This window comes from Pedobacter namyangjuensis (genome assembly GCF_003313325.1).
GTDB lineage: Bacteria > Bacteroidota > Bacteroidia > Sphingobacteriales > Sphingobacteriaceae > Pedobacter > Pedobacter namyangjuensis.
Window position 1 is genome coordinate 533,706 of sequence record NZ_QMHQ01000002.1, and the last position, 20,615, is coordinate 554,320.

General features: G+C 36.7%; 15 protein-coding genes. 12 read left to right on the forward strand and 3 right to left on the reverse strand.

All coding sequences use genetic code 11. The features are described from left to right. Positions 1-36: 36 nt before the first annotated feature. Together DUT69_RS09485 and DUT69_RS09490 are read right to left on the reverse strand one after the other, a co-directional pair. The gene (locus tag DUT69_RS09485; protein WP_113652987.1) at positions 37-1,545 is read right to left on the reverse strand and encodes a RagB/SusD family nutrient uptake outer membrane protein; all 1,509 of its coding nucleotides are present in this window, start codon (positions 1,543-1,545) and stop codon (positions 37-39) included. A gap of 11 nt (positions 1,546-1,556) precedes the next feature. Beyond that, positions 1,557-4,718 (reverse strand): SusC/RagA family TonB-linked outer membrane protein, encoded by a 3,162-nt coding sequence (locus DUT69_RS09490; protein WP_113652988.1) that lies wholly within the window; start codon positions 4,716-4,718, stop codon positions 1,557-1,559. Positions 4,719-5,015: 297 nt separating this feature from the next. Here DUT69_RS09490 and DUT69_RS09495 point away from each other — a divergent pair, with 297 nt between their 5' ends. The 3 genes from DUT69_RS09495 to DUT69_RS09505 all read left to right on the forward strand — a co-directional run bounded on the left by DUT69_RS09495 (position 5,016) and on the right by DUT69_RS09505 (position 8,853). Then, positions 5,016-5,903, forward strand: coding sequence for a 3-hydroxybutyryl-CoA dehydrogenase (locus DUT69_RS09495; RefSeq protein ID WP_113652989.1), 888 nt, complete (start codon positions 5,016-5,018; stop codon positions 5,901-5,903). Positions 5,904-6,245: 342 nt separating this feature from the next. Next, entirely contained in the window at positions 6,246-7,268 is a 1,023-nt protein-coding gene (gene ruvB / locus DUT69_RS09500; RefSeq protein WP_113652990.1) for a Holliday junction branch migration DNA helicase RuvB, read from the forward strand. A 76-nt stretch (positions 7,269-7,344) separates the two neighbouring features. Continuing rightward, on the forward strand, positions 7,345-8,853 hold the full coding sequence (locus DUT69_RS09505; protein WP_113652991.1) for a carbon-nitrogen hydrolase family protein: 1,509 nt from the start codon (positions 7,345-7,347) through the stop codon (positions 8,851-8,853). A 76-nt stretch (positions 8,854-8,929) separates the two neighbouring features. On the opposite strand, the gene DUT69_RS09510 is transcribed toward DUT69_RS09505, so the two are convergent. After that, positions 8,930-9,160, reverse strand: a complete 231-nt coding sequence (locus DUT69_RS09510) for a hypothetical protein (RefSeq protein WP_113652992.1) — start codon at positions 9,158-9,160, stop codon at positions 8,930-8,932. A gap of 109 nt (positions 9,161-9,269) precedes the next feature. Between DUT69_RS09510 and queG the strand changes: the two genes are divergently transcribed. The 9 genes from queG to DUT69_RS09560 all read left to right on the forward strand — a co-directional run bounded on the left by queG (position 9,270) and on the right by DUT69_RS09560 (position 20,612). Further along, the gene (gene queG, locus DUT69_RS09515) at positions 9,270-10,172 is read left to right on the forward strand and encodes a tRNA epoxyqueuosine(34) reductase QueG (RefSeq protein WP_394341241.1); all 903 of its coding nucleotides are present in this window, start codon (positions 9,270-9,272) and stop codon (positions 10,170-10,172) included. A 680-nt stretch (positions 10,173-10,852) separates the two neighbouring features. Then, complete coding sequence (locus tag DUT69_RS09525; RefSeq protein WP_113652994.1) at positions 10,853-11,941, forward strand: ABC transporter substrate-binding protein; 1,089 nt, start codon at positions 10,853-10,855, stop codon at positions 11,939-11,941. 2 nt (positions 11,942-11,943) lie between these two features. Beyond that, positions 11,944-13,020, forward strand: coding sequence for a FecCD family ABC transporter permease (locus tag DUT69_RS09530; RefSeq protein ID WP_113652995.1), 1,077 nt, complete (start codon positions 11,944-11,946; stop codon positions 13,018-13,020). Then, positions 13,020-13,793 (forward strand): ABC transporter ATP-binding protein, encoded by a 774-nt coding sequence (locus DUT69_RS09535; RefSeq protein ID WP_113652996.1) that lies wholly within the window; start codon positions 13,020-13,022, stop codon positions 13,791-13,793. The genes DUT69_RS09530 and DUT69_RS09535 overlap by 1 nt, the downstream gene beginning before the upstream one ends. 39 nt (positions 13,794-13,832) lie before the next feature. After that, the gene (locus DUT69_RS09540) at positions 13,833-16,184 is read left to right on the forward strand and encodes a TonB-dependent receptor (RefSeq protein ID WP_162796236.1); all 2,352 of its coding nucleotides are present in this window, start codon (positions 13,833-13,835) and stop codon (positions 16,182-16,184) included. Continuing rightward, positions 16,181-17,443 (forward strand): hypothetical protein, encoded by a 1,263-nt coding sequence (locus DUT69_RS09545; protein WP_113652998.1) that lies wholly within the window; start codon positions 16,181-16,183, stop codon positions 17,441-17,443. Before DUT69_RS09540 ends, DUT69_RS09545 begins: the two co-directional genes overlap by 4 nt. 3 nt (positions 17,444-17,446) lie before the next feature. Then, the gene (locus tag DUT69_RS09550; protein WP_113652999.1) at positions 17,447-18,610 is read left to right on the forward strand and encodes an alpha/beta hydrolase; all 1,164 of its coding nucleotides are present in this window, start codon (positions 17,447-17,449) and stop codon (positions 18,608-18,610) included. A gap of 20 nt (positions 18,611-18,630) precedes the next feature. Beyond that, positions 18,631-19,647 (forward strand): YncE family protein, encoded by a 1,017-nt coding sequence (locus DUT69_RS09555; RefSeq protein WP_113653000.1) that lies wholly within the window; start codon positions 18,631-18,633, stop codon positions 19,645-19,647. 110 nt (positions 19,648-19,757) lie between these two features. Then, on the forward strand, positions 19,758-20,612 hold the full coding sequence (locus tag DUT69_RS09560) for a hypothetical protein (protein WP_162796237.1): 855 nt from the start codon (positions 19,758-19,760) through the stop codon (positions 20,610-20,612). Positions 20,613-20,615: the final 3 nt, after the last annotated feature.

Below are 20,615 nucleotides of genomic sequence, written 5' to 3' on the forward strand. Positions count from 1 at the left end.
AGCGGGATTTTTTGTTTTGCCAATCTAGTAAATAGATTATGGATTTTGACCACTTGGACCAATTGCTGGATTTGAATTTATCTCATCTTGCGGAATAGCCCATTGCCATTCTGGTCCTCCGGCAGCTACCGATAACACACCTGATAAAGCAGTTGTATGATTACTTCCAGTTCTATTAAGAGGTAAATCTTGACGTTTTAAATCGAAAAATCTAAAACCTTCGCCCCATAAATCGATTCTGCGTTGTATCAAGATCTCGTTCAATAATGCTGTTCCAGTATTTGTAGTTAATACATAACTTGGATTACGGTTTTTAGCGAATGTAAATAAAACATTTTGAGCCAATGAGGTTTCTGCTGCCGCTCCTGCTATTCCTAATCTAGCTCTTGCTTCCGCTTCTATTAAAAACATCTCACCAACACGCATATTTACAACATCGCCAACACTAGTTGCTCCAGCATTTCTAAATTTACCTTGCTTAAAACTTGCCGCAGAACTTGAAACTACGCCAACAGGTTGATTATAAGCAATAAATGAAGTTGAGGTACCGGTTGGATCCCATAGTTGCTTACGAACATCTGTTGCAGGAATTTGAGCATATAACAAACTGTTCATTCTTTTTGGCACAGTTCTATTTGCAGATGAGTTAAAGGTTCCCAAATAGGCGAAGAAAGAGTAGAAGTATGTGGTTTGATCTTCTACTTGTTTACTTCCCCACATCCACTCTTGATTTTCGTAACTGTTAAAACCTGCAAGATATTCTGCATTAGTCATTAAATTCAAACCTGTTCTAGCTTCATTAGCAAATTGCGCAGCGATTGCCCATTTCCCTTGTGTAAGCGCAATACGTGCTTTTAAGCCTTTTGCAACTGCCAAATTAAAATGCGATTTATTTAGCCTAGGAGTTGCTCCTGCAAATGAAGCTATAGATGCATCAATGTCTAGATTTATTTGTTTATAAACATCTTCTACAGAAGATCTAGGTTTTCCACCAATTTCGCTAGTAATCATTATCGGAATACCTGCTTGGGTGTTATTTCCGGCAGCATCATAACGCTTACCAAAAACTTGAACTAATACAAAATGCGCCCAGGCTCTATAAGCTAATGCTTCACCTTTAATCGCTTTTTTATCAGCTTCAGGTCCTGTTGCATTATCTATGTTCTCAATTATGATATTCGCGTTAGCAATAATTTTGTAATAGAAAGTGTAGATAAACGCGTTGTTTAAGGTCGAAGCACTTCTATGTGTTTGCCATTTATGTACGCCATACGCAGTTGTACTAACTGTATTAACAATATCATCGCCCATATAGTCGATGTTTAAGTTTACAGCACCCTGGCCGCCTTCCTCTTGTCTAGAATATTGTACGTACAAAGATCTGTGGATACCATTGATCGATGCCATTAAGTTGGTGGTGGTTGCAATAGCATCTGCTTTTGCAATTCTGTCGGTTGGCTTGGTATCTAAATAATCGTCTTTACAAGAACCAAATGTTAATGCTACAATAACAAATGGGATATATAGTTTTTTAATTTTTTTCATTATTACCCTAATTAAAATGTAACGTTTAAGCCAAAACTAACAATACGTGATGGCGTGTAGTTATTTGAGTTAGTTCCAGTGAATGATTCCGTTGGATCTAAACCTTTACGTTTAGATAGCATGAAAAGATTTTCTCCAGAAGCATAAACTCTTGCATTGCTTATACCAGCCTTAGCTACAAAAGTACTTGGCAATGTGTAAGCTAAAGTAGCAGATCTCATATTTAAGTAAGATGCATCTACTAAGAAACGTGTAGACGTTGCGTTATAGTTTGTAGATCTGCCCACATCTAACCTTGGGATACTTGCTTGATCGCCAACTTGTTTCCAAGCATTTAATGCATCAACATGTAGAGAACCTCCGTATCCGCTATAACTCATTAACGATTGGTAGTTTCCATCGTAAAATTTGCCTCCTACTTGATAGTTTAACAATACAGATAAAGAGATTGCTTTGTAAGTAAACGTATTGGTAAAACTACCGTAGAATTTCGGAATCGCAGAACCCTTGTATGCATAAAGCGCATTGTTCGGGTTAACTGTGTAAGATTGGCCGTCAATTGTTCTTGTATCTGCTGCAGTACCTGGGCTTAATGGATTAATTAAATATAAACCTGCTCCATCAACCGGATCAACACCGGCCCATTGACGTAACCAGAAATCGTATAAAGAATGTCCAACCTTCAACTGTTTAGTTCCACTGATAATCTCAGGAGTTTCCGTCGGCATTTTCGTGATTTTATTCCGAGTTAATGTCCAGTTAATATTTGCATCCCATTTAAAATCTTTTGATTTCAAAATATCACCAGCTAGTTGAACCTCTATACCCTTATTCCACATGGTTCCAATATTTCTCGCAACAGTTGCAATACCATTAGAAACCGGAAGCGGAACATTGAACAATAAATCTTTAGATCTTCTATCAAAAACCTCTACACTACCACTTAATCGGTTTTTAAACATTGCAAATTCTACAGCAACATCAGCTTGTGTATTAGTTTCCCAAGTTAAATCTGGTGTTGGCAAACTATTGTAAATAATACCTGGTTCTGAAGCGTTGTTATTATCTAAATTATAAAACGCCTGATATTTATAGTATCCAGATAAACCATCGTTACCCAAAGAACCATAAGATGTTCTCAATTTCAAATAATCTAAAAACTTAACATCAGTTAAGAATTTCTCTTGACTAAGAATCCAAGCTCCGCCAAATGAATAGAAATTACCCCACTGTTTGCCTGGAGCCCATTTAGAAGATCCATCTCTACGGAATGACGTTGAGAAAAAATACTTTCCATCATAATCGTAGTTTAATCTAGCAAATACGGCCTCTTTTCTATAATCATCTGTATAAGAGTTTAAATCAGTAGTAGTAGTAAAGTTAATTAATTCGTAGTTACCGTCCACAACTTGCGTATTACGAGCTCCGGTTAAATATTTGTAACCATAATCGTAGTTGTTATGACCTAACAACACACCAATATTGTGCTTGTCGAAAGTTTTATTATAGTTCAACAACTGCTCAATAGTGTAAGAAGTTGTTGTTGAATTAGTATTTCTTGCTCTACCGTTTGGCGCACCATCTCCAACAATTTTGTTTTGATAATCTGCGAACTGATAATTGCTAATATCAACCGCAACGTTTGTAGTAAATTTAAAATCCTTTAAGAAAGTAATCTCGCCATAAGTTCTTGCACCTAAAACATTACGCTTTATTTGCGTTTGGTTAAGCAAAGTCTCTTGCAAAATGTGTCGGCCTGCATATGCTCCAGACGGACGGTTAGGAATGCCTAAACTAGACAAGTTTCCGGTGTCAAAAATACGGTTACCATTAGCGTCTAACAAGAAATCTCCAGTTGTAGAATTATGTGCATAAACTGGATAAATTGGTCCCATACCACGAGAGAAATTGAATGGGTTTACAATGCTTCCAGCCCCGTCTGCATCTGCTTGATTACTCTTAGTGATGTTACCAGAAATGTTTAAACCGGTTTTAAACCAGCTCATTGGTTTCGCATTCAAATTTATACGACCGTTAAATCTGTTAAAGTCCGATCTGATTATGTAGCCTTTTTCAGTAACATAACCTAGAGAAACAAAGTAATCAGACTTCTCGGTAGCTGCACTGTAATTCATACCATAGTCTCCACGATTTCCTGTACGAATAAGTGGCTCTCTCCAATCTAAATCGTTATATAATAAACTTGCATTTGGATTTAGTAATCCATCGGTACCAACAATTGCATTATTAGCAACATTAAAAGGATTATTACCCAACAATCCTTTGATGTCTGCTGTAGCTCTTGCATTGGCAGCAGGCAAAGTAAGTGCTGTTCCAGAAACCGGATAAACTAAACTGTTTCTGTAAGCTTGCCATGCCAATGGATAATATTGGTAAGCATCAACAGTTTCGTACTCAGGTATACCTCTAGAAGTGATACCTTGCACACCTCTAACAGTAAGTTTAGGCTCGCCTTGTTTACCTTTTTTAGTGGTGATGATAATTACACCATTCGCTGCACTAGAACCATATAAAGCGGAAGAAGCAGCATCCTTAAGTAAAGAAATATTTTCAATATCGTCTACGTTGATATTTGAAATACTACCCGAATACTGTACACCGTCTACGATGTATAGCGGATCGTTAGATGCCGAGATTGATCCAAAACCACGAACTCTAATAGAAGGACCAGAACCAGGCTGACCGTTACCAGCATTAACTTGGATACCAGGAGCGGCACCAGCCAAAGCGGTGTTAACGTTAGTAATTGGTCTTAATGCCAATTCCTCGGATTTAATGTTAGCTGCAGAACCAGTGAACGCACCTTTTGTGGTAGTTCCATAACCCACAACTAAAACTTCATTTAAAACTTTACTGTCTGATTGTAGGGATACATTTAAAACGGATTGGTTTCCCACGGTTTTTTCAACATTTACAAAACCTAAATAAGAGTACACTAAAACTGTACTTGAATTTGGCACTGTAATGGAATAAGATCCGTCGTTCTCGGTTTGGACCGCATTTGTGGTTCCTTTAATTTTTACTGAAACTCCAGGAATCGGAAGACTGTCTTCCGCTCCTAAAACTTTACCAGTAACCTTTTTGCTTTGAGCAAACGCTGCATTAATCAGCAAAAAACTCAAAACAAATAACATTAGTAATTTTTGTCTCATTTACATGTGTTTGAATAAATACTTGGTTAATTAAATTGCAATATACAGCGATAAAACTTTTTTGCAACAAAATAATTACAAACATTTAACGTAAAATAAACGTTTAATAATGTTAAAATCTTATTAAAACCATTTTTAATATAAAATTAAATCGTTTTTCCGCAAGCTCATTTTTAGCGTATCCATCTAAATAACTTTGCAAAAAAATATTTAAAATATAAGACACCACAAAATGGCAAGTTCTATCCTTCATTTTTGTTTTCTTTCTGTAGTTTTGAAACCTAATCAAATCAACAAATGAAAAACATAGCTGTAATAGGTTCTGGAACTATGGGCAATGGTATTGCGCACACATTTGCGCAATATGGCTTCAAAGTAAACCTGATAGATATCAACACTGTTGCGTTAGAAAAAGCAATTGCAACAATTACTAAAAACTTAGATAGACAAGTTGCAAAAGGAACTTTAACAGAAGAACAAAAAGTGCAAACACTAACGAACATAACTTCAATTACCGAACTTGACAAAGGCGTAGGCGAAGCAGATTTAGTAGTTGAGGCTGCAACAGAGAACCTAGCGCTTAAACTTAAAATTTTTAAAGATTTAGATCAATTTGCTAAGCCAGAGGCAATTTTGGCAAGTAACACCTCTTCTATCTCTATTACGCAAATTGCAGCGTCAACAAATCGTGGCGACAAAGTAATAGGAATGCATTTCATGAATCCAGTCCCGGTAATGAAATTGGTTGAAGTAATTAGAGGTTACGCTACCAGCAACGAAACCACTAATTTGGTAATGGAATTTTCTAAGAAATTAGAAAAAACTCCGGTCGAGGTTAACGATTACCCTGGTTTTGTTGCGAATAGAATTTTAATGCCTATGATTAATGAGGCTATTTACACTTTATATGAAGGCGTTGCCGGCGTTAACGAAATAGATACGGTAATGAAACTTGGCATGGCGCACCCAATGGGCCCCTTACAACTCGCCGATTTTATAGGTTTGGATGTGTGCTTGGCTATTTTAAATGTTTTGCACGATGGTTTTGGCAATCCGAAATATGCACCCTGCCCACTTTTGGTAAATATGGTAATGGCTGGCAAAAAAGGTGTCAAATCTGGAGAAGGTTTTTACGATTATAGTAACGGTGTTAAAGAAGCAAAAGTTGCTGCCAAGTTTAGTTAATCTTGTTTGAAGCGCAAATTCCTACTAAAATTTACCGCTAGTCCCGCCTTACATTTTAGTCCCAATTTGCTTTTAGCAATCGGGAGCTATCATTTCAGTCGGGGCTAAATACTTAGGCATGTGCTATTAAAAACACTCATAGTAGCATATATCTGCATATTTTAAACCTGATTGAAGTGGAAATACTTTTTACAACTACCCTTCAGGGGATTAGTGTGTAAAAAGATTGGAACAAAAAGCAGGGCTTTCTTATCCTATTTTCAATGCAACTGCTTTTCAAATCGTCATCTTTCAATTTCAGAATTAGATTTAATAACACCTTTAAAAATATATCTTTGTAATATGAACGAAAATCTCGATCCATCTTCAGAAAATCTAAACCCAATAGAGCGTGATATTGAAAAAGTGTTACGCCCGCAAGAGTTTGAAGACTTTACTGGTCAGGATAAGATTTTAGAAAATTTGAAAATTTTCGTTAAGGCGGCCAAACTACGAGGCGAAGCTTTAGATCATGTTCTACTACATGGCCCTCCAGGATTAGGAAAAACTACCTTATCACATATTATTGCAAATGAGATGGGTGTAGGCATTAAAATTACCTCTGGACCAGTATTAGACAAGCCAGGCGATTTGGCGGGGCTGCTAACTAATCTAGAAACCGGCGACATCCTTTTTATAGACGAAATACATCGTTTATCACCTCTGGTAGAAGAATACCTATATTCTGCAATGGAGGATTTTAAGATAGACATTATGCTAGAAAGCGGGCCAAATGCCCGTTCGGTGCAAATCGGCTTAAATCCATTTACTTTGGTGGGCGCTACAACCCGGTCTGGTTTGCTAACTGCGCCATTAAGGGCAAGATTTGGTATAAATTCTCGTCTTGCTTATTATGATGCCAAAATTTTAACGACCATCGTTTTACGCTCATCGTCTATATTAAATACTCCTATAACAGAAGAAGGAGCTTACGAAATTGCCAGGAGAAGCAGAGGTACGCCACGTATAGCTAACGCATTACTACGAAGAACCAGAGATTTTGCCCAAATTAAAGGTAACGGAAGTATAGATACAGAAATTGCTCGTTACGCATTAACTGCCTTAAATGTTGATGAGCATGGTTTGGATGAAATGGACAATAAAATACTTTTAGCTATTATCGATAAATTTAAAGGCGGTCCGGTGGGGTTAAAAACCATTGCTACAGCAGTTGGAGAAGATGATGGAACAATTGAAGAAGTTTATGAACCATTCTTAATTCAAGAAGGTTATTTGATGAGAACGGCACGTGGTAGAGAAGTAACAGAGGCCGCATACAAACACCTTAACCGTATAAAACTGGGGCAAACAGGCAAACTTTTTTAGGCTTTCGACTGTTGATAAAGCAAAATTTAATTAAAAATCGAGGCTCGAAAATTCTTTCTTGCCCTTACCCCATTCTATGAATATAGAAATACGAAAACTCACCATCGAGGACTATAAAGACTTACGTGAATCGATGGTACAAGCCTATGATGCTAGCGGAAACGGCATTTGGAGCAAAGCCAATATACAAAATTTGCTTAACATCTTTCCAGAAGGCCAATTATGTATCTCGGTAGATAATAAAGTTGTAGCTTGTTCACTTTCAATAATTGTTGATTATGACATATTTGGCGACAACCATACATACGAACAAATAACAGGCAAATACACCTTTTCTACACATACTTCTGGCGGTAACGTACTTTACGGAATCGAAGTATTCGTACATCCCGATTATCGCGGTTTAAGATTGGCCAGAAGACTTTATGAAGCCAGGAAAGAACTTTGCGAACTTTTAAGCTTGGAGAGTATAATTGCTGGTGGAAGAATTCCAGGTTACCATGAGCATGCGCATGAGTTGTCGCCAAGAGCGTATATTGATAAAGTTAAATCAAAGGAAATTTACGACCCAACTTTAAGTTTTCAGATTTCTAACGATTTTCACGTTAGAAAAATTTTAAAGAATTACCTTCCTGGAGATTTAGAGTCGAAAGAGTACGCAACGCTAATCGAGTGGAATAATATCTACTATCAAGATAATGTTTCGGCCAGGTCTGCAAAAACAATTAGAATTGGGTTGGTACAATGGCAAATGCGTCTGTTTCCTGATATTGATGCTTTTTATGAACAAGTAGAGTTTTTTGTAGATGCCGTAAGCGGTTACAAGTCTGATTTCATCATGTTCCCGGAGTTTTTCAATACACCCCTACTGCAGCCTTACAACCATTTACCAGAAATGGAAGCCATGCGAATGTTAGCTGCGCAAACAGAAGAAATTGTTAAAAGAATTCAGGAATATGCTGTTTCTTACAACGTAAATATCATTTCAGGAAGTATGCCGATTTTAGAGAACAACAAACTCTATAATGCTACATATTTATGCCATAGAAATGGATTAACCGAAGAGTATCGTAAAATCCACATCACGCCGAATGAGCAAAAATATTACGGAATGACGGGTGGCGATAAAATTGGCGTATTCGATACAGATTGTGGTAAAATCGGAATATTAATTTGCTACGATGTTGAATTCCCAGAATTGAGCAGAATATACGCAGACCAAGGGATGCAGATTTTATTTGTTCCGTTTTTAACAGATACGCAAAACGGATACACAAGAGTTAGAAGATGTGCTCAGGCTAGAGCTATAGAAAATGAATGTTACGTAGCCATTGCTGGTTGCGTAGGTAACCTGCCGAAAGTAAATAATATGGATATCCAATTTGCACAGTCGGCAGTGTTCACTCCTTCAGATTTCGCCTTTCCTACAAATGCGGTAAAAGCAGAAACCACACCAAATACAGAGATGATGTTGGTTGTAGATGTAGACCTACATTTGCTTGACGAATTACATCATTTCGGAACAGTTAAAATACTAAAAGACAGAAGAAAAGATCTTTATCAGGTAAAGTTATTAAAATCATAAAACTAAGTTCCCTAATACGTAAAATAAGAAAGGACCTGTTAAAAAGGTCCTTTCTTATTTATAATTTTCAGATTAACTAGTTTGATACATTATTTCTAAAAAACAAGAAATAAATAATTAACAAAATCACCACAATTATTGGAATAATCCATTTCATTGCTTGCCCCGCTCCTTTGTTATCTGGTTCGTTAACCGTGGGCGCTGGTCCGGGATTATTTTTATGCGCCTCGTAATCAGTTTCTATCGGTGGCGCTTTTTTATTTGGGTCTTCTGTATGTTCGTTATTATTAGGCGTTGAATTTTCCATGACGTTTGATTTTAGTTTTCATTATAACAATCAATAATGTAAAATGGTTTTTATGCTAAAAGGCTATCTTTGCAAAATAATGTTCAGCACCAATGCAAAATACAGCCAAATGATAAAAGCCGAAGCTTTACGCTTGGGTTTTATGGCCTGTGGCATTAGCAAAGCCGAATTTTTAGAAGAGGAAGCTCCAAGATTGGAAAATTGGTTAAATAACAACCATCATGGCGAGATGGCCTACATGGCTAATCATTTTGATAAACGTTTAGACCCCAGGCTATTGGTAGAAGGATCTAAATCGGTAGTTTCATTAACGCTAAACTATTTTACACCTCAAAAGCAAGCAGACCCTACTGCGCCGAAAATATCCAAATATGCTTACGGAGAAGATTATCACACTGTGATAAAGGAAAAATTACAAGAGTTGATGTATTTCATTTACCAGAACATTGGTGAGGTTGGTGGCAGATGTTTTGTAGACTCTGCACCTGTGATGGACAAAGCTTGGGCGCAAAAATCTGGTTTGGGGTGGCGAGGAAAAAACTCAAACCTGATCAGCAAAAATGCAGGCTCTTTTTTCTTTTTAGCAGAGCTGATTATCGATCTAGAGTTGGAATACGATAACCCTTTTATTACCGACCACTGCGGCTCTTGTACCCGCTGTATTGATGCATGCCCTACCGACGCCATAATTGCCCCTTATACCGTTGATGGGAGTAAATGCATCTCTTATTTAACCATCGAACTAAAAAACGAAATACCAACAGCGTTTAAAGGCAAAATGGAAAACTGGATGTTTGGTTGCGACATTTGCCAAGATGTTTGTCCATGGAATCGTTTTGCTACTCCTCATCAAGAACCTGCATTTAAGCCAACACATGAATTGTTGGACCTAAAAAAAGAAGATTTAATAGACATGACGGATGAAATTTTTAAAAAAGTTTTTAAAGGTTCCGCAGTTAAGAGGACAAAATTTAACGGCTTAAAAAGAAATATAGATTTCTTACATCAGTAATTCTGCTATGGCATTTAAATGTCATGGTTAAACAAAAATTCGCTTAAGGATATTAAAAACACTACATTAGTTAAAATGCAAAGCGATTTACACCTCATATTATCCAAACATTGTCTTCAACAGCAATTGCGTAATAGCTTGCAGGTATATCGTCTTTTCCTAATTATACAATTTAGTTTAGGAGATGCTTACCTTAAAAGTAGCAAGGACTTTATACATTAATCCCTAGCCTAACCGCGAATAGGGACAAAACAAATTCATTTACAATTAAATTAAACATGTTATGCGCTTATTAAAAGTTGCTTTCATGCTTATCATTGTAGTTGATATATTTATCATTTTATTAGCGTTAATCCTGCTAAAACCACTATTGGTATTGCTTTTTATTGTAATTAGCGGTGCTTTAAAAGGTATTCATAATCAACTCATTGTTAAGCAAAAGCTAAACAAATTCTATAAATTCAGATTCGGCAGGCGCCGAAGTCTAGTCTAATTACTAACTGAACCCAATCATTTAACCTTATGTTATTGATTGGGTTTTATTCATAACATCCCTTCTCAATTTCCTCAAAACGGGCAGACTAATTTCGTTTCAGTAACAATATTGTCATTAACCTATAAATAATAAAAACAATCGCCTTATTATTTTTAATCAGTCTAAATAATGTTAATTTTGTCGCATGAAGTTTTTAAAATCATTTTGCATTCTATTTTTACTAGCATTATCTGCCAATGCGCAACAAGTTATAATTAAAGATGTTTTAGGTAGAACGGTAACATTAAAAAAGCCAGCTAAAAAAGTGTTACTTGGTGAAGGTCGAGATTTAATTACCTTGAATATATTAGATCCAAATCCCGTAAATTTAATTGCATCTTGGTCTGCTGATTTTAAAAAGGGTTCTGAATACGCAGATTACAAAGCTGCATTTCCGGCCATAGATAAAGTTCCTGTTGTGGGCACAAATGCCGAAACGTTCTCCGTTGAAAAAGCCATCGCTTCTAAACCAGAAGTTGCTATTTTTAGTATTAAAGGTCATGGTCCAGGCCAAACACATAAAGAAATTATCTCGGCATTGCAAAGTGCAGGCATCCCCGTAATTTTTATAGATTTTAGGACAGATCCCTTTAAAAATACGGTTCCTAGCATGCGTATTTTAGGAAAAGTACTAAACAAAGAAAAAAAAGCAAACGAGTTTATCGCTTTTTATGAATTTCGAAAAAAACGCATAGCGGATAGAATAGCAAAAGCTAGACCAGCGAGACCAAAAGTATTTATCGATATGAAAGCCGGCACAACCGAGAATCAGTTCTCTACGGCTGGTAAAGGAAATTTGACGCCATTCATCAGCCTTGCTGGTGCGAAAAACATTGGCGAAGATGTAATTCCTGCACCACTTGGCCAGCTTAATTTAGAATATATTTTAACCGCAGATCCTAAAATCTATATTGCAACCGGAGTAGATTCTTTTAGAGGAAAAGGTGTTGTTTTAGGTAAGGATATTCCGGCCACAGAAGCAAGGCAAAGTATTTCGAAACGTGTTGCCGACCCGGTGCTATCAGAGCTAACAGCGGTAAAAACAGGTAAAGTTTATGGTTTATGGCATTTGTTCTACGCATCTCCATTTAACATTTTGGCAGCGGAAGCGGTAGCGAAATGGTCACATCCCACGTTGTTTAAAGATGTAACACCAGAAGCATCTCTAAAAGAACTTAACCAGAAATTCCTGTCCGTTCCAATGACAGGAACTTACTTTATTAGCTTAAAATAAGAATGAGCGTTACAAATCAGCATATTCCTGTTTTAAAGGCAAAAAGAAAAGAAGTTGAGCAACTTTATGCTAAAAAACTAAGCAGACGTTGGCTGGTGTTAATTGCATTAGGTATTGCATGTTTGCTGTCTTTTTGCCTAGATATTTCTACAGGTCCTTCCCTACTTAAATTTTCTGACGTTTTAAAAGCTTTGTTTACGCCAGATTCAGTAGCCAAAGGCACTAGTATTATTATCTGGAAAGTAAGAATGCCCTACGCTGTAATGGCGGTTTTAGTGGGGATGGCACTTTCATTAGCCGGTGCAGAAATGCAAACTATCCTTAACAATCCATTGGCCAGTCCATTTACTTTAGGTGTATCTGCAGCAGCATCGCTTGGAGCAGGTTTGGCAATTATTTTAGGTATTGGCATTCCATTTCTATCAGAAAACTGGATTGTATCCGGAAATGCTTTTATTTTCGCCTTTGGCTCGGTTTTGCTTTTGCAAGCATTAGCAAAATGGCGTGGCGCAGGTGTAGATGTTTTGGTGCTTTTTGGTATCGCACTCGTTTTCACTTTTAACGCTTTAGTAGCATTACTTCATTTTATTGCTACACCAGAAGCATTACAGCAATTGGTGTTTTGGAATATGGGCAGTTTAGCTAGATCTAACTGGGATAAAGTTCAAGTACTTTCTATTGTTGTGGCTATTATTATTCCATTTTCTATGCTGGCATCGTGGAAAATGACAGCTTTACGGTTAGGCGAGGAACGAGCACAAAGTTTTGGCATAAACGTTAAAAGATTACGATTTTTTTCAATGCTGAGAATCAGTTTCCTCTCGGCAACAGCGGTTTCCTTTGTAGGAACTATCGGTTTTATTGGGCTTGTTGGTCCGCATATTGCAAAAATGCTAATTGGCGAAGATCATAGATATTGGTTCCCTGCAAGTTTACTCACAGGCGCTTTGGTAATGTCTTTAGCCTCTGTAGCTAGTAAATTATTAGTTCCGGGCGCTTTAGTTCCAGTTGGTGTGGTTACCTCTTTGGTGGGAATCCCTGTATTTCTTTACTTAATTATCAGAAAGGGCAAAAAGTAATGAAAGAAATGCTAAACATCAAAAATCTGTCTGCCGGTTATCCGAAGAAAAGAATATTCGAGCACTTTAACGTAACCGATATTGATGCCGGCAATATTGTTGCACTAGTAGGCCCCAACGCCGCCGGAAAATCAACTCTGTTAAAATCTATTGCCTCACTAATAAATGTGCAAGGCGAAATTAATTTAGGCAACGACAATTTGGTGCAACTTTCGCAAGAGAACAGATCAAAAATTGTTGGCTATATGCCTCAACATCAAAAAACAGATGTTGAATTGACCGTTCTGGAAGCATTAATTACCGCTTTAAAAGTGTATACATTAGATCATAATGATAATTCTGAGCAGACAAAAACCAAAGCTTTCGATGTTTTGGAGCAAATGGATTTGATTGACATTGCTTTAGAACCTCTAAGCAACCTTTCTGGCGGACAAAGACAAATGGCCAGTTTGGCGCAGGCAATTGTTAGAAAACCACAAATCCTGTTGCTTGATGAACCAACAAGTGCCCTAGATCTTAATCACCAAATCACGGTAATGAAGATGATTAAAGAATACGCTAGTAAAGGAAATATTGTAATTATGGTATTGCATGATTTGAATTTGGCTTCTCGTTGGGCAGATATTTTAGTGGTTTTAAATAATGCCAAAATTTATAGTTCGGGCAAAGCTTTCGCGGTTGTTACGCCAACTATGTTAAAAGAAGTTTACCAAGTTGAAGCAAGGGTTGAAAATTGTTCTAATGGATATTTACAAATAATGGTTGATGCTTAGATGAATAATTTTAACCTATATAAAACGCTTTTCGCCTTAATGTTTATATTGACATTTTGCTTAGTTAGTCAGTCGCAAGCACAAAACAATGTACATATTAAGGGCAAAGTGCTCGATCAGCATGGGCAAACTGTTTCGGGCGCAACTGTAGTTATCAATGCAAAGCAAACAACTACGAATGCGCAAGGCGATTATAGCGTAAGTTTAAATGCAAACGGTATATATAAGATTATACTTAATGCTGTGGGCTACCTAAAACTAGAGAAGGAAATAAAAGTTACCGCCAGCGAACGCGTATTCGATTTTGTATTGAAAGAAAGTATAAATACGTTGGATAACGTAACCATTGTTGGCAAAACAGAAACTGATAAAGCAAAAGAACAAGCTGTAAAATCTACAGTTATTGATTTACAGGATGCCTATAATAAACCGGCAACCGTTACAGAATTAATGAACAGAACTGCCGGTGTTAGAATTAGGCAGACTGGCGGACTTGGTGCTTCATCAGATGTTTCTTTAAATGGCTTCCAAGGTAAATCTGTTAAATATTTTAAAGACGGAATTCCATTAGATTATTTGGGCGATGGTTTTACGCTATCGGCTTTACCAGCAAACATGTTGCAACGTATCGAAGTATTTAAAGGCGTTTTACCCGTTGCATTAGGTGCAGATGCTTTGGGTGGTGCTGTAAATTTAATTAGTAGAAAACCTTCTAAAAAATACTTGGAGACGGGTTATGAGTTAGCTTCCTTTAACACGCATCGTTTTAATTTAAACGGATTTTATACTGATACTGCAAGTAAATGGTTTGCCGGAGTTGATGCTTTTTTCAATCACTCAGACAATAATTACGAGGCTTTAATTAGAGCAACCGATCCCATTACTAGAAACCAATATGATGCTAATGTACCGCTGTTTCACAATGCTTACACTGGATATTTCGCACAGTTTTACGCGGGTTTAAGTAACAGAACTTGGGCCGATGAAATTAAGTTTGAATTGAGCACCTTCAGCAATCGTCGCGAGCAACAGCACCCAGCTTTAATGACCGATCCGTATGGGGCAGTTTTAAGCAAGCAATCATCTATAATTCCATCTATAAATTATAAAAAGTCGTTGTTTAACGATAAGCTAAACATCAATCAGTTTTTAACTTATAGCAACTTAAACATTAACAGAATTGATACTCTACGCGGGCAATATGATTGGTTTGGCAACTTCACCCCTAACCCATTAAAAGTTGGTGAAAGCAGGCAACCTTCAAACTCTGATATCGACAGCAGAAATTTTACGAGTCGTACAAACCTGTCATTTCGTTTAGCCGACAACCACAATTTAGAACTAAATAACGTATTTACAAGTGCTAGTAGAGATGGCTCCGATCCATTAGGTGCAAGATTTTCAGGAACGGACATTGATATTTTAAGCATTAAATCATCTTACAGAAAACTGGTAACATCTCTCGGTATTTCGTCAGATTTCTTTGATAAAAAATTGAACCACGTATTAATGGGCAAATTTTTTAACTATTCTGCAAGTGGTGTAGAAGCTTACGAGGCTAGACCCATTTTTAGCAACGAGATTAAAAGTATTAGTGATAACAGCTGGGGAATTGCCGACGCGGTTAAGTACGAAATCAACAATAGAAGTTTAGTGAGATTTTCTGCAGAATATGCAAATCGATTACCAGATCAAAACGAGCTATTTGGTGATGCTATTTTTGTCGTGCCAAACTTCGACCTTAAGCCAGAACGTAGTTTAAATTTCAATTTAGGATATCGTTACAACAAATCTTCTTCTTATACTTTTGAAGTAAATACTTTTTATCGCCGAACTAAAAATTTAATCCTTTTAGTGCCTATACAACAGCCTTATGCACATTTCGAAAACCAAGAAAATGTTAAAGGTTATGGTGTTGAGCTTGATGGAAATATTTATCTAACTAAAAATCTAATCGTAAACGCAAATGCTACATTTCAGGATTTAAGACTTTTTGATGTTTCGACAGCAGATGGTGGCGCAGAAAAAAACGATGCGAGGTTAAGAAACACGCCTTACTTTTTCGCCAATGCTGGCTTAAACTACAATTTAAACAAATTTAAAGCTTACGGATATTACAGTTTTGTTAGGGAATATTACTTAGAAACCATTCCAAAAAGATTAGAATCTGGCGGATTTTTAGGCTTAGGTAGCTCTGCCAATATTAATAGTTTACTCCTTATACCAAATCAGCATTTGGTAACTGTAGGTGCAAACTACGCTTTTCTTGATAATCAGCTTTCTGTAGGTGTAGAAGCAAAAAACTTATTAGACAATAACCTTTACGACAACTACCGAGTACAAAAAGCAGGTAGAAGTTTTCACTTAAAATTAAATTACATCATAAAATGAACAAATTATATTTCAAAGGATTAATTGTAGCTATTGCTGCAATAACTGGCTTATCTTCTTGTAGCAAGTCTAAAGGCCCGGGTGTTGTTGAACCAACGCCAACCAGTAAATACGTAATGATTACAATGAGTGATAATAATCTTACCAAGCCTGGTTACGCAACTTCTTTTGACGCTATTCCAACTGGTAATGTATCAAATATTAACTCAACCTCTTTGCAAGGAATGGGTATGGGCGGTTGGAGACCTTTCGGTAATTCATTACTAAAAATGTTTGGTTCTACTGCTAACGAATTAGGTATTGAGCGTTTAACGGTTAATGCATCTAACAAAGTTGTTTCAGATAAATTCTTAAAAGCATTAGACAATACCACTAATGGTTCTGGAAATTTTGTTGTAGCAAACGCAACAACTGGCTTTTATTGGGATGGTTCCGCTCCACTAAAAATTCAAAAATTTGATCCTACTGCCCTATCAAGAACTGGAGAAATTGACTTGGCTACTGCCGTAAATGCTAGAGGGGCTAACGAAGCTGGTATTTTATACAGATCTATCGGTCAAAAATTTTTAGCAGTTAAAGGCGGAAAGCTTTACGCAAACATCACCTATGCGAAAACCAACGGTACTCAAAAAGGTTTCTGGGATGATTTTTACGCAGACGTTTATATCGCTGTAATTGATATTGCAACAGGTACTTACGAAAAAACAATTACTATAGAAGATACAGGCAGTATTGCTTACGTAAATGACAACAACATGTACAGTTTCGACACTAATGGCGATTTATACATCGTTACCCAAGGAAGAAGCGCTTTAGGTGGCAAGTCTAAAATTGTTCGTATCAAAGCTTCAGAAACTGATATCGATAAGACTTGGGATTTAAAAATGGATGATATCATGACTGGTGGCAAATTTGTGAACATTTTCGCAACCAATGGAAAAATCATTACCGTAATTCCTTCAACTGCTTTAACAGGTGGCCAAGCGGGCAATATCAACTTCTCAGAAATTTGGGAATATTATACTATTGATGTAGCTACCAAAACACGCACAAAAATTAATGGTGTACCGAAAGTTACCAACCCTGGTGCGGCGTTTGGAACCATTAAGGTTGATGACAAGTTATTGTTACGCGTTAATGCTCCATCTGCAAATCTTAACGGTTACTATCAGTTAAATAATGATTTAACCTCGGCAAGTTCATTATTTAATGTAACTGAAGGTGGCTCTATCTCTGGATTTTACAAAATCACACAGTAAAAAATGTTTAAACCTTTTTTGATATTACTTTTAATTAGCGCAAGCTTAACTGCAAAAAGCCAATATAAGGTTGAGGTAGTGTTGCATCAAAAACCGAAGCAACACCAACAAGACCCAATTTATATTACAGGTGCTTTTAATAAATGGGCACCTGGCGATAGTGTTTCGTTATTGAGCAACGCAATTGGAGGCAAGCAAAAATTCACCATAAACAATGTAAAACCTGGCTTGCTTGAATTTAAGTTTACCCGAGGAAATTGGCCAACTTTAGAAAGTACAACAGATGGTAGATTAGTGGCACCACGCAAAGCGATAATTACAAAAGATACCTTGATTAACGTAAATATTGAAGGTTGGAGAGATGATTTTCCACCTTCCACGGCTTCAAACCAAGTACATTTATTATCGAATCAGTTTGATGTACCGCAACTTGGGTTAAAGCGTAAAATATGGATTTATCTTCCGGAGGGTTATGAAAAATCTAAGGAGAAATACCCTGTACTTTACATGCACGATGGTCAGGATCTTTTTGATGAAGCAACCTCACAAGGTAGAATTGGCCCGTTGGAATGGGGAGTTGATGAAACTATTGACAAAGCTAAGAACAAAGTTATTGTAGTAGCCGTAGAACACGATGAAGATAAGTTGAAACGCGTACAGGAATATTTCTATACAGACAACCCAGATAATGCAAATGTTGAAGGTAAAAAATACCTCGATTTTATGGTTAGTACTTTAAAACCTTACATCGATAAAAACTACAGAACCAAAACAGACAAGGCAAATACTTTTATGTCTGGAAGTTCAATGGGTGGTTTAATTACATTTTATGCTGGCTTAAATTACCCTGATGTATTTGGAACTTTGGGTGTGCTCTCCCCTTCTATTTGGTTAGATCATGGTAATATCAACAAAGAAATCGCAACTAAATTAAATCAACCTGCCATAAAGAAACAACGTTACTTCTTTTACGGCGGTGGTAACGAAAACAGAACCAAACCCGATGGCAGTTTTGTAAAAATGAACGACGACATCAACAAAGCAGTTGCAGAATTTAAGGCTTCTGGTGCAGCTATCAAAGTATCCATAAATCCCGAAGGAAGACATGGTGCTTGGTATTGGAGAAGTGCATTTGCAGAATTCTATAATTGGTTAACAACAAATTAAACCCTAAATACATATAAATTATGACAACAATAAAATCTCTCGCAAAAGTTGCTGCAGTGCTAGCAATTAGCACATTTACAACAAATGCAGTACAAGCGCAAACCGTAAAGCAAACCGCAAAAGTTGGAAAAGGCATTTACGAATTAGTTTACAGCGAAGCAGGAAACGCAGTTTATGTAACTTCTGTTGGCACTAAAGCTATTTACAAATTAGATGCTAAAACATTAGCAGTTGTAGATAGTATTGCCGTAACTGATGCTCCTGCTTTCGGTATAGGTATTAACGAAAAAACGCAAACTTTGTACACCACTAATACACGCACAAACTCGGTTAGTGCTATCGATCTTAAAACAAAAAAAGTGGTTAAAACTATCGCCGGACCAAGTGATAAATCTCACACAAGGGAAGTAATTGTAGACGAAGATTTGAACAAAGTTTATGTTACCGATGTAGGTGGTGGTAGCAAAATTTGGGTTATCGATGGTAAAACCAATGCATTAGAAAGTGTAATTGAAAATACTGGAAAAACTTCTACAGGTATCGCTATCGATAAAAAAGAACAAAAACTGTATATCACCAATATGGGTTCTAACCAAATCGGTATTGTAGACATTAAGCAAGGTAAGTTAGTAGACTCTATTGCTACTGGTGGCGAAGGTTCTACGAACTTGGCATTAGACCTTAAAAATAACCGTGTTTTTGTTGCTAACCAAAAGTCTGCAGATGTTACGGTAATTGACTTAAAAACTCGTAAAGTTTTGCAAACCATTAAAACTGGAGCAGGTGCTTTAGGTATTACTTTAGATGCTGCTAAAAACAGAGTGTATGTTGCGAACAGACAAGCTGGTACAGTTACAATTATCGATGCGAAAGATTATAAGGTATTGGCAGATTTAAAAACTGGCACTTACCCTAATACGGTAATAGTTGACAAAAAATCTGGAAATGCTTACGTAACCAACAAAGCACAATCTAAAAGAGATGATCCTAAATTTGTTGACAACAACGGAGATACAGTTAGTTTGATTGGTTTGTAATCAAATCTAAATCTTATAACAATCCCAGTTAATTATATATTGACTGGGATTTTTTTTGGCATGGCCGATTTGAAGCTATTTCTATAACTTTAGTAAAAAATCGAAGGACCTTGAGATACCTAACCCTAATACCACTGCTAGTTTTCACATTAAAATTAAATGCCCAAACTTTGCAGTTAAAACAACGCAAAGCGGATGCTATGACTGGTAGCGCCTTTGCAAAAGCTATTTCCGATAGTACCATAACTCTGAAAAAACGCGAAAGACAGATTTATAAGGAGATAAAAAGTGGAAATGTTCCAGACTTTTTGCGTTCTCTACAACAAGTTACGGATAGTACAGATTGGGATTTAGGCACAGATAAAGTTTCTATTACTTATTTTGTACTGCCTGATTATTTCTGTATCGGTAACGACAACGATTTCTTTTATATCCCGATGACACCTGTGCTAGCACAGAGAATTGCCAAGCTTACAAAAACAAGCTTACCCACCAAAAGAATGGTGGATCAAATCTATAAAAATGCCAAAATCAAACTTGCGCCACAACCAATTTCGCCATCTAAATTAATGAATACAGTACCGATTTTTATTGCGCATAACGACAGCATTAAATTACAACTAAACCCATATATTTTAAAGCACATTGCAAGCGAATTAACAGCTGGAAGCAAAAAAGACATTATTATCAGTAATAAAATTTATGGTGAAAAGACCAAAAGAGTGGTAATTTATGGTTGGCATAAATTAGATGGAAAACCGATACAGCCAGTTTACAACAAACACACTAATAATTGGGCAGATTACAGTCACGGTGTTAGATTAATACAGAATAACTTCATCGTAAACGATAACGGAATTGAATATAAAACTACGATACAAAAGGTCTTAAAAAGCAACACCAAAAATTACTTACTTAGCGATGAAGGTTTAATTGCAAAACCGTTCTACCCTACTTCTTACTAATTT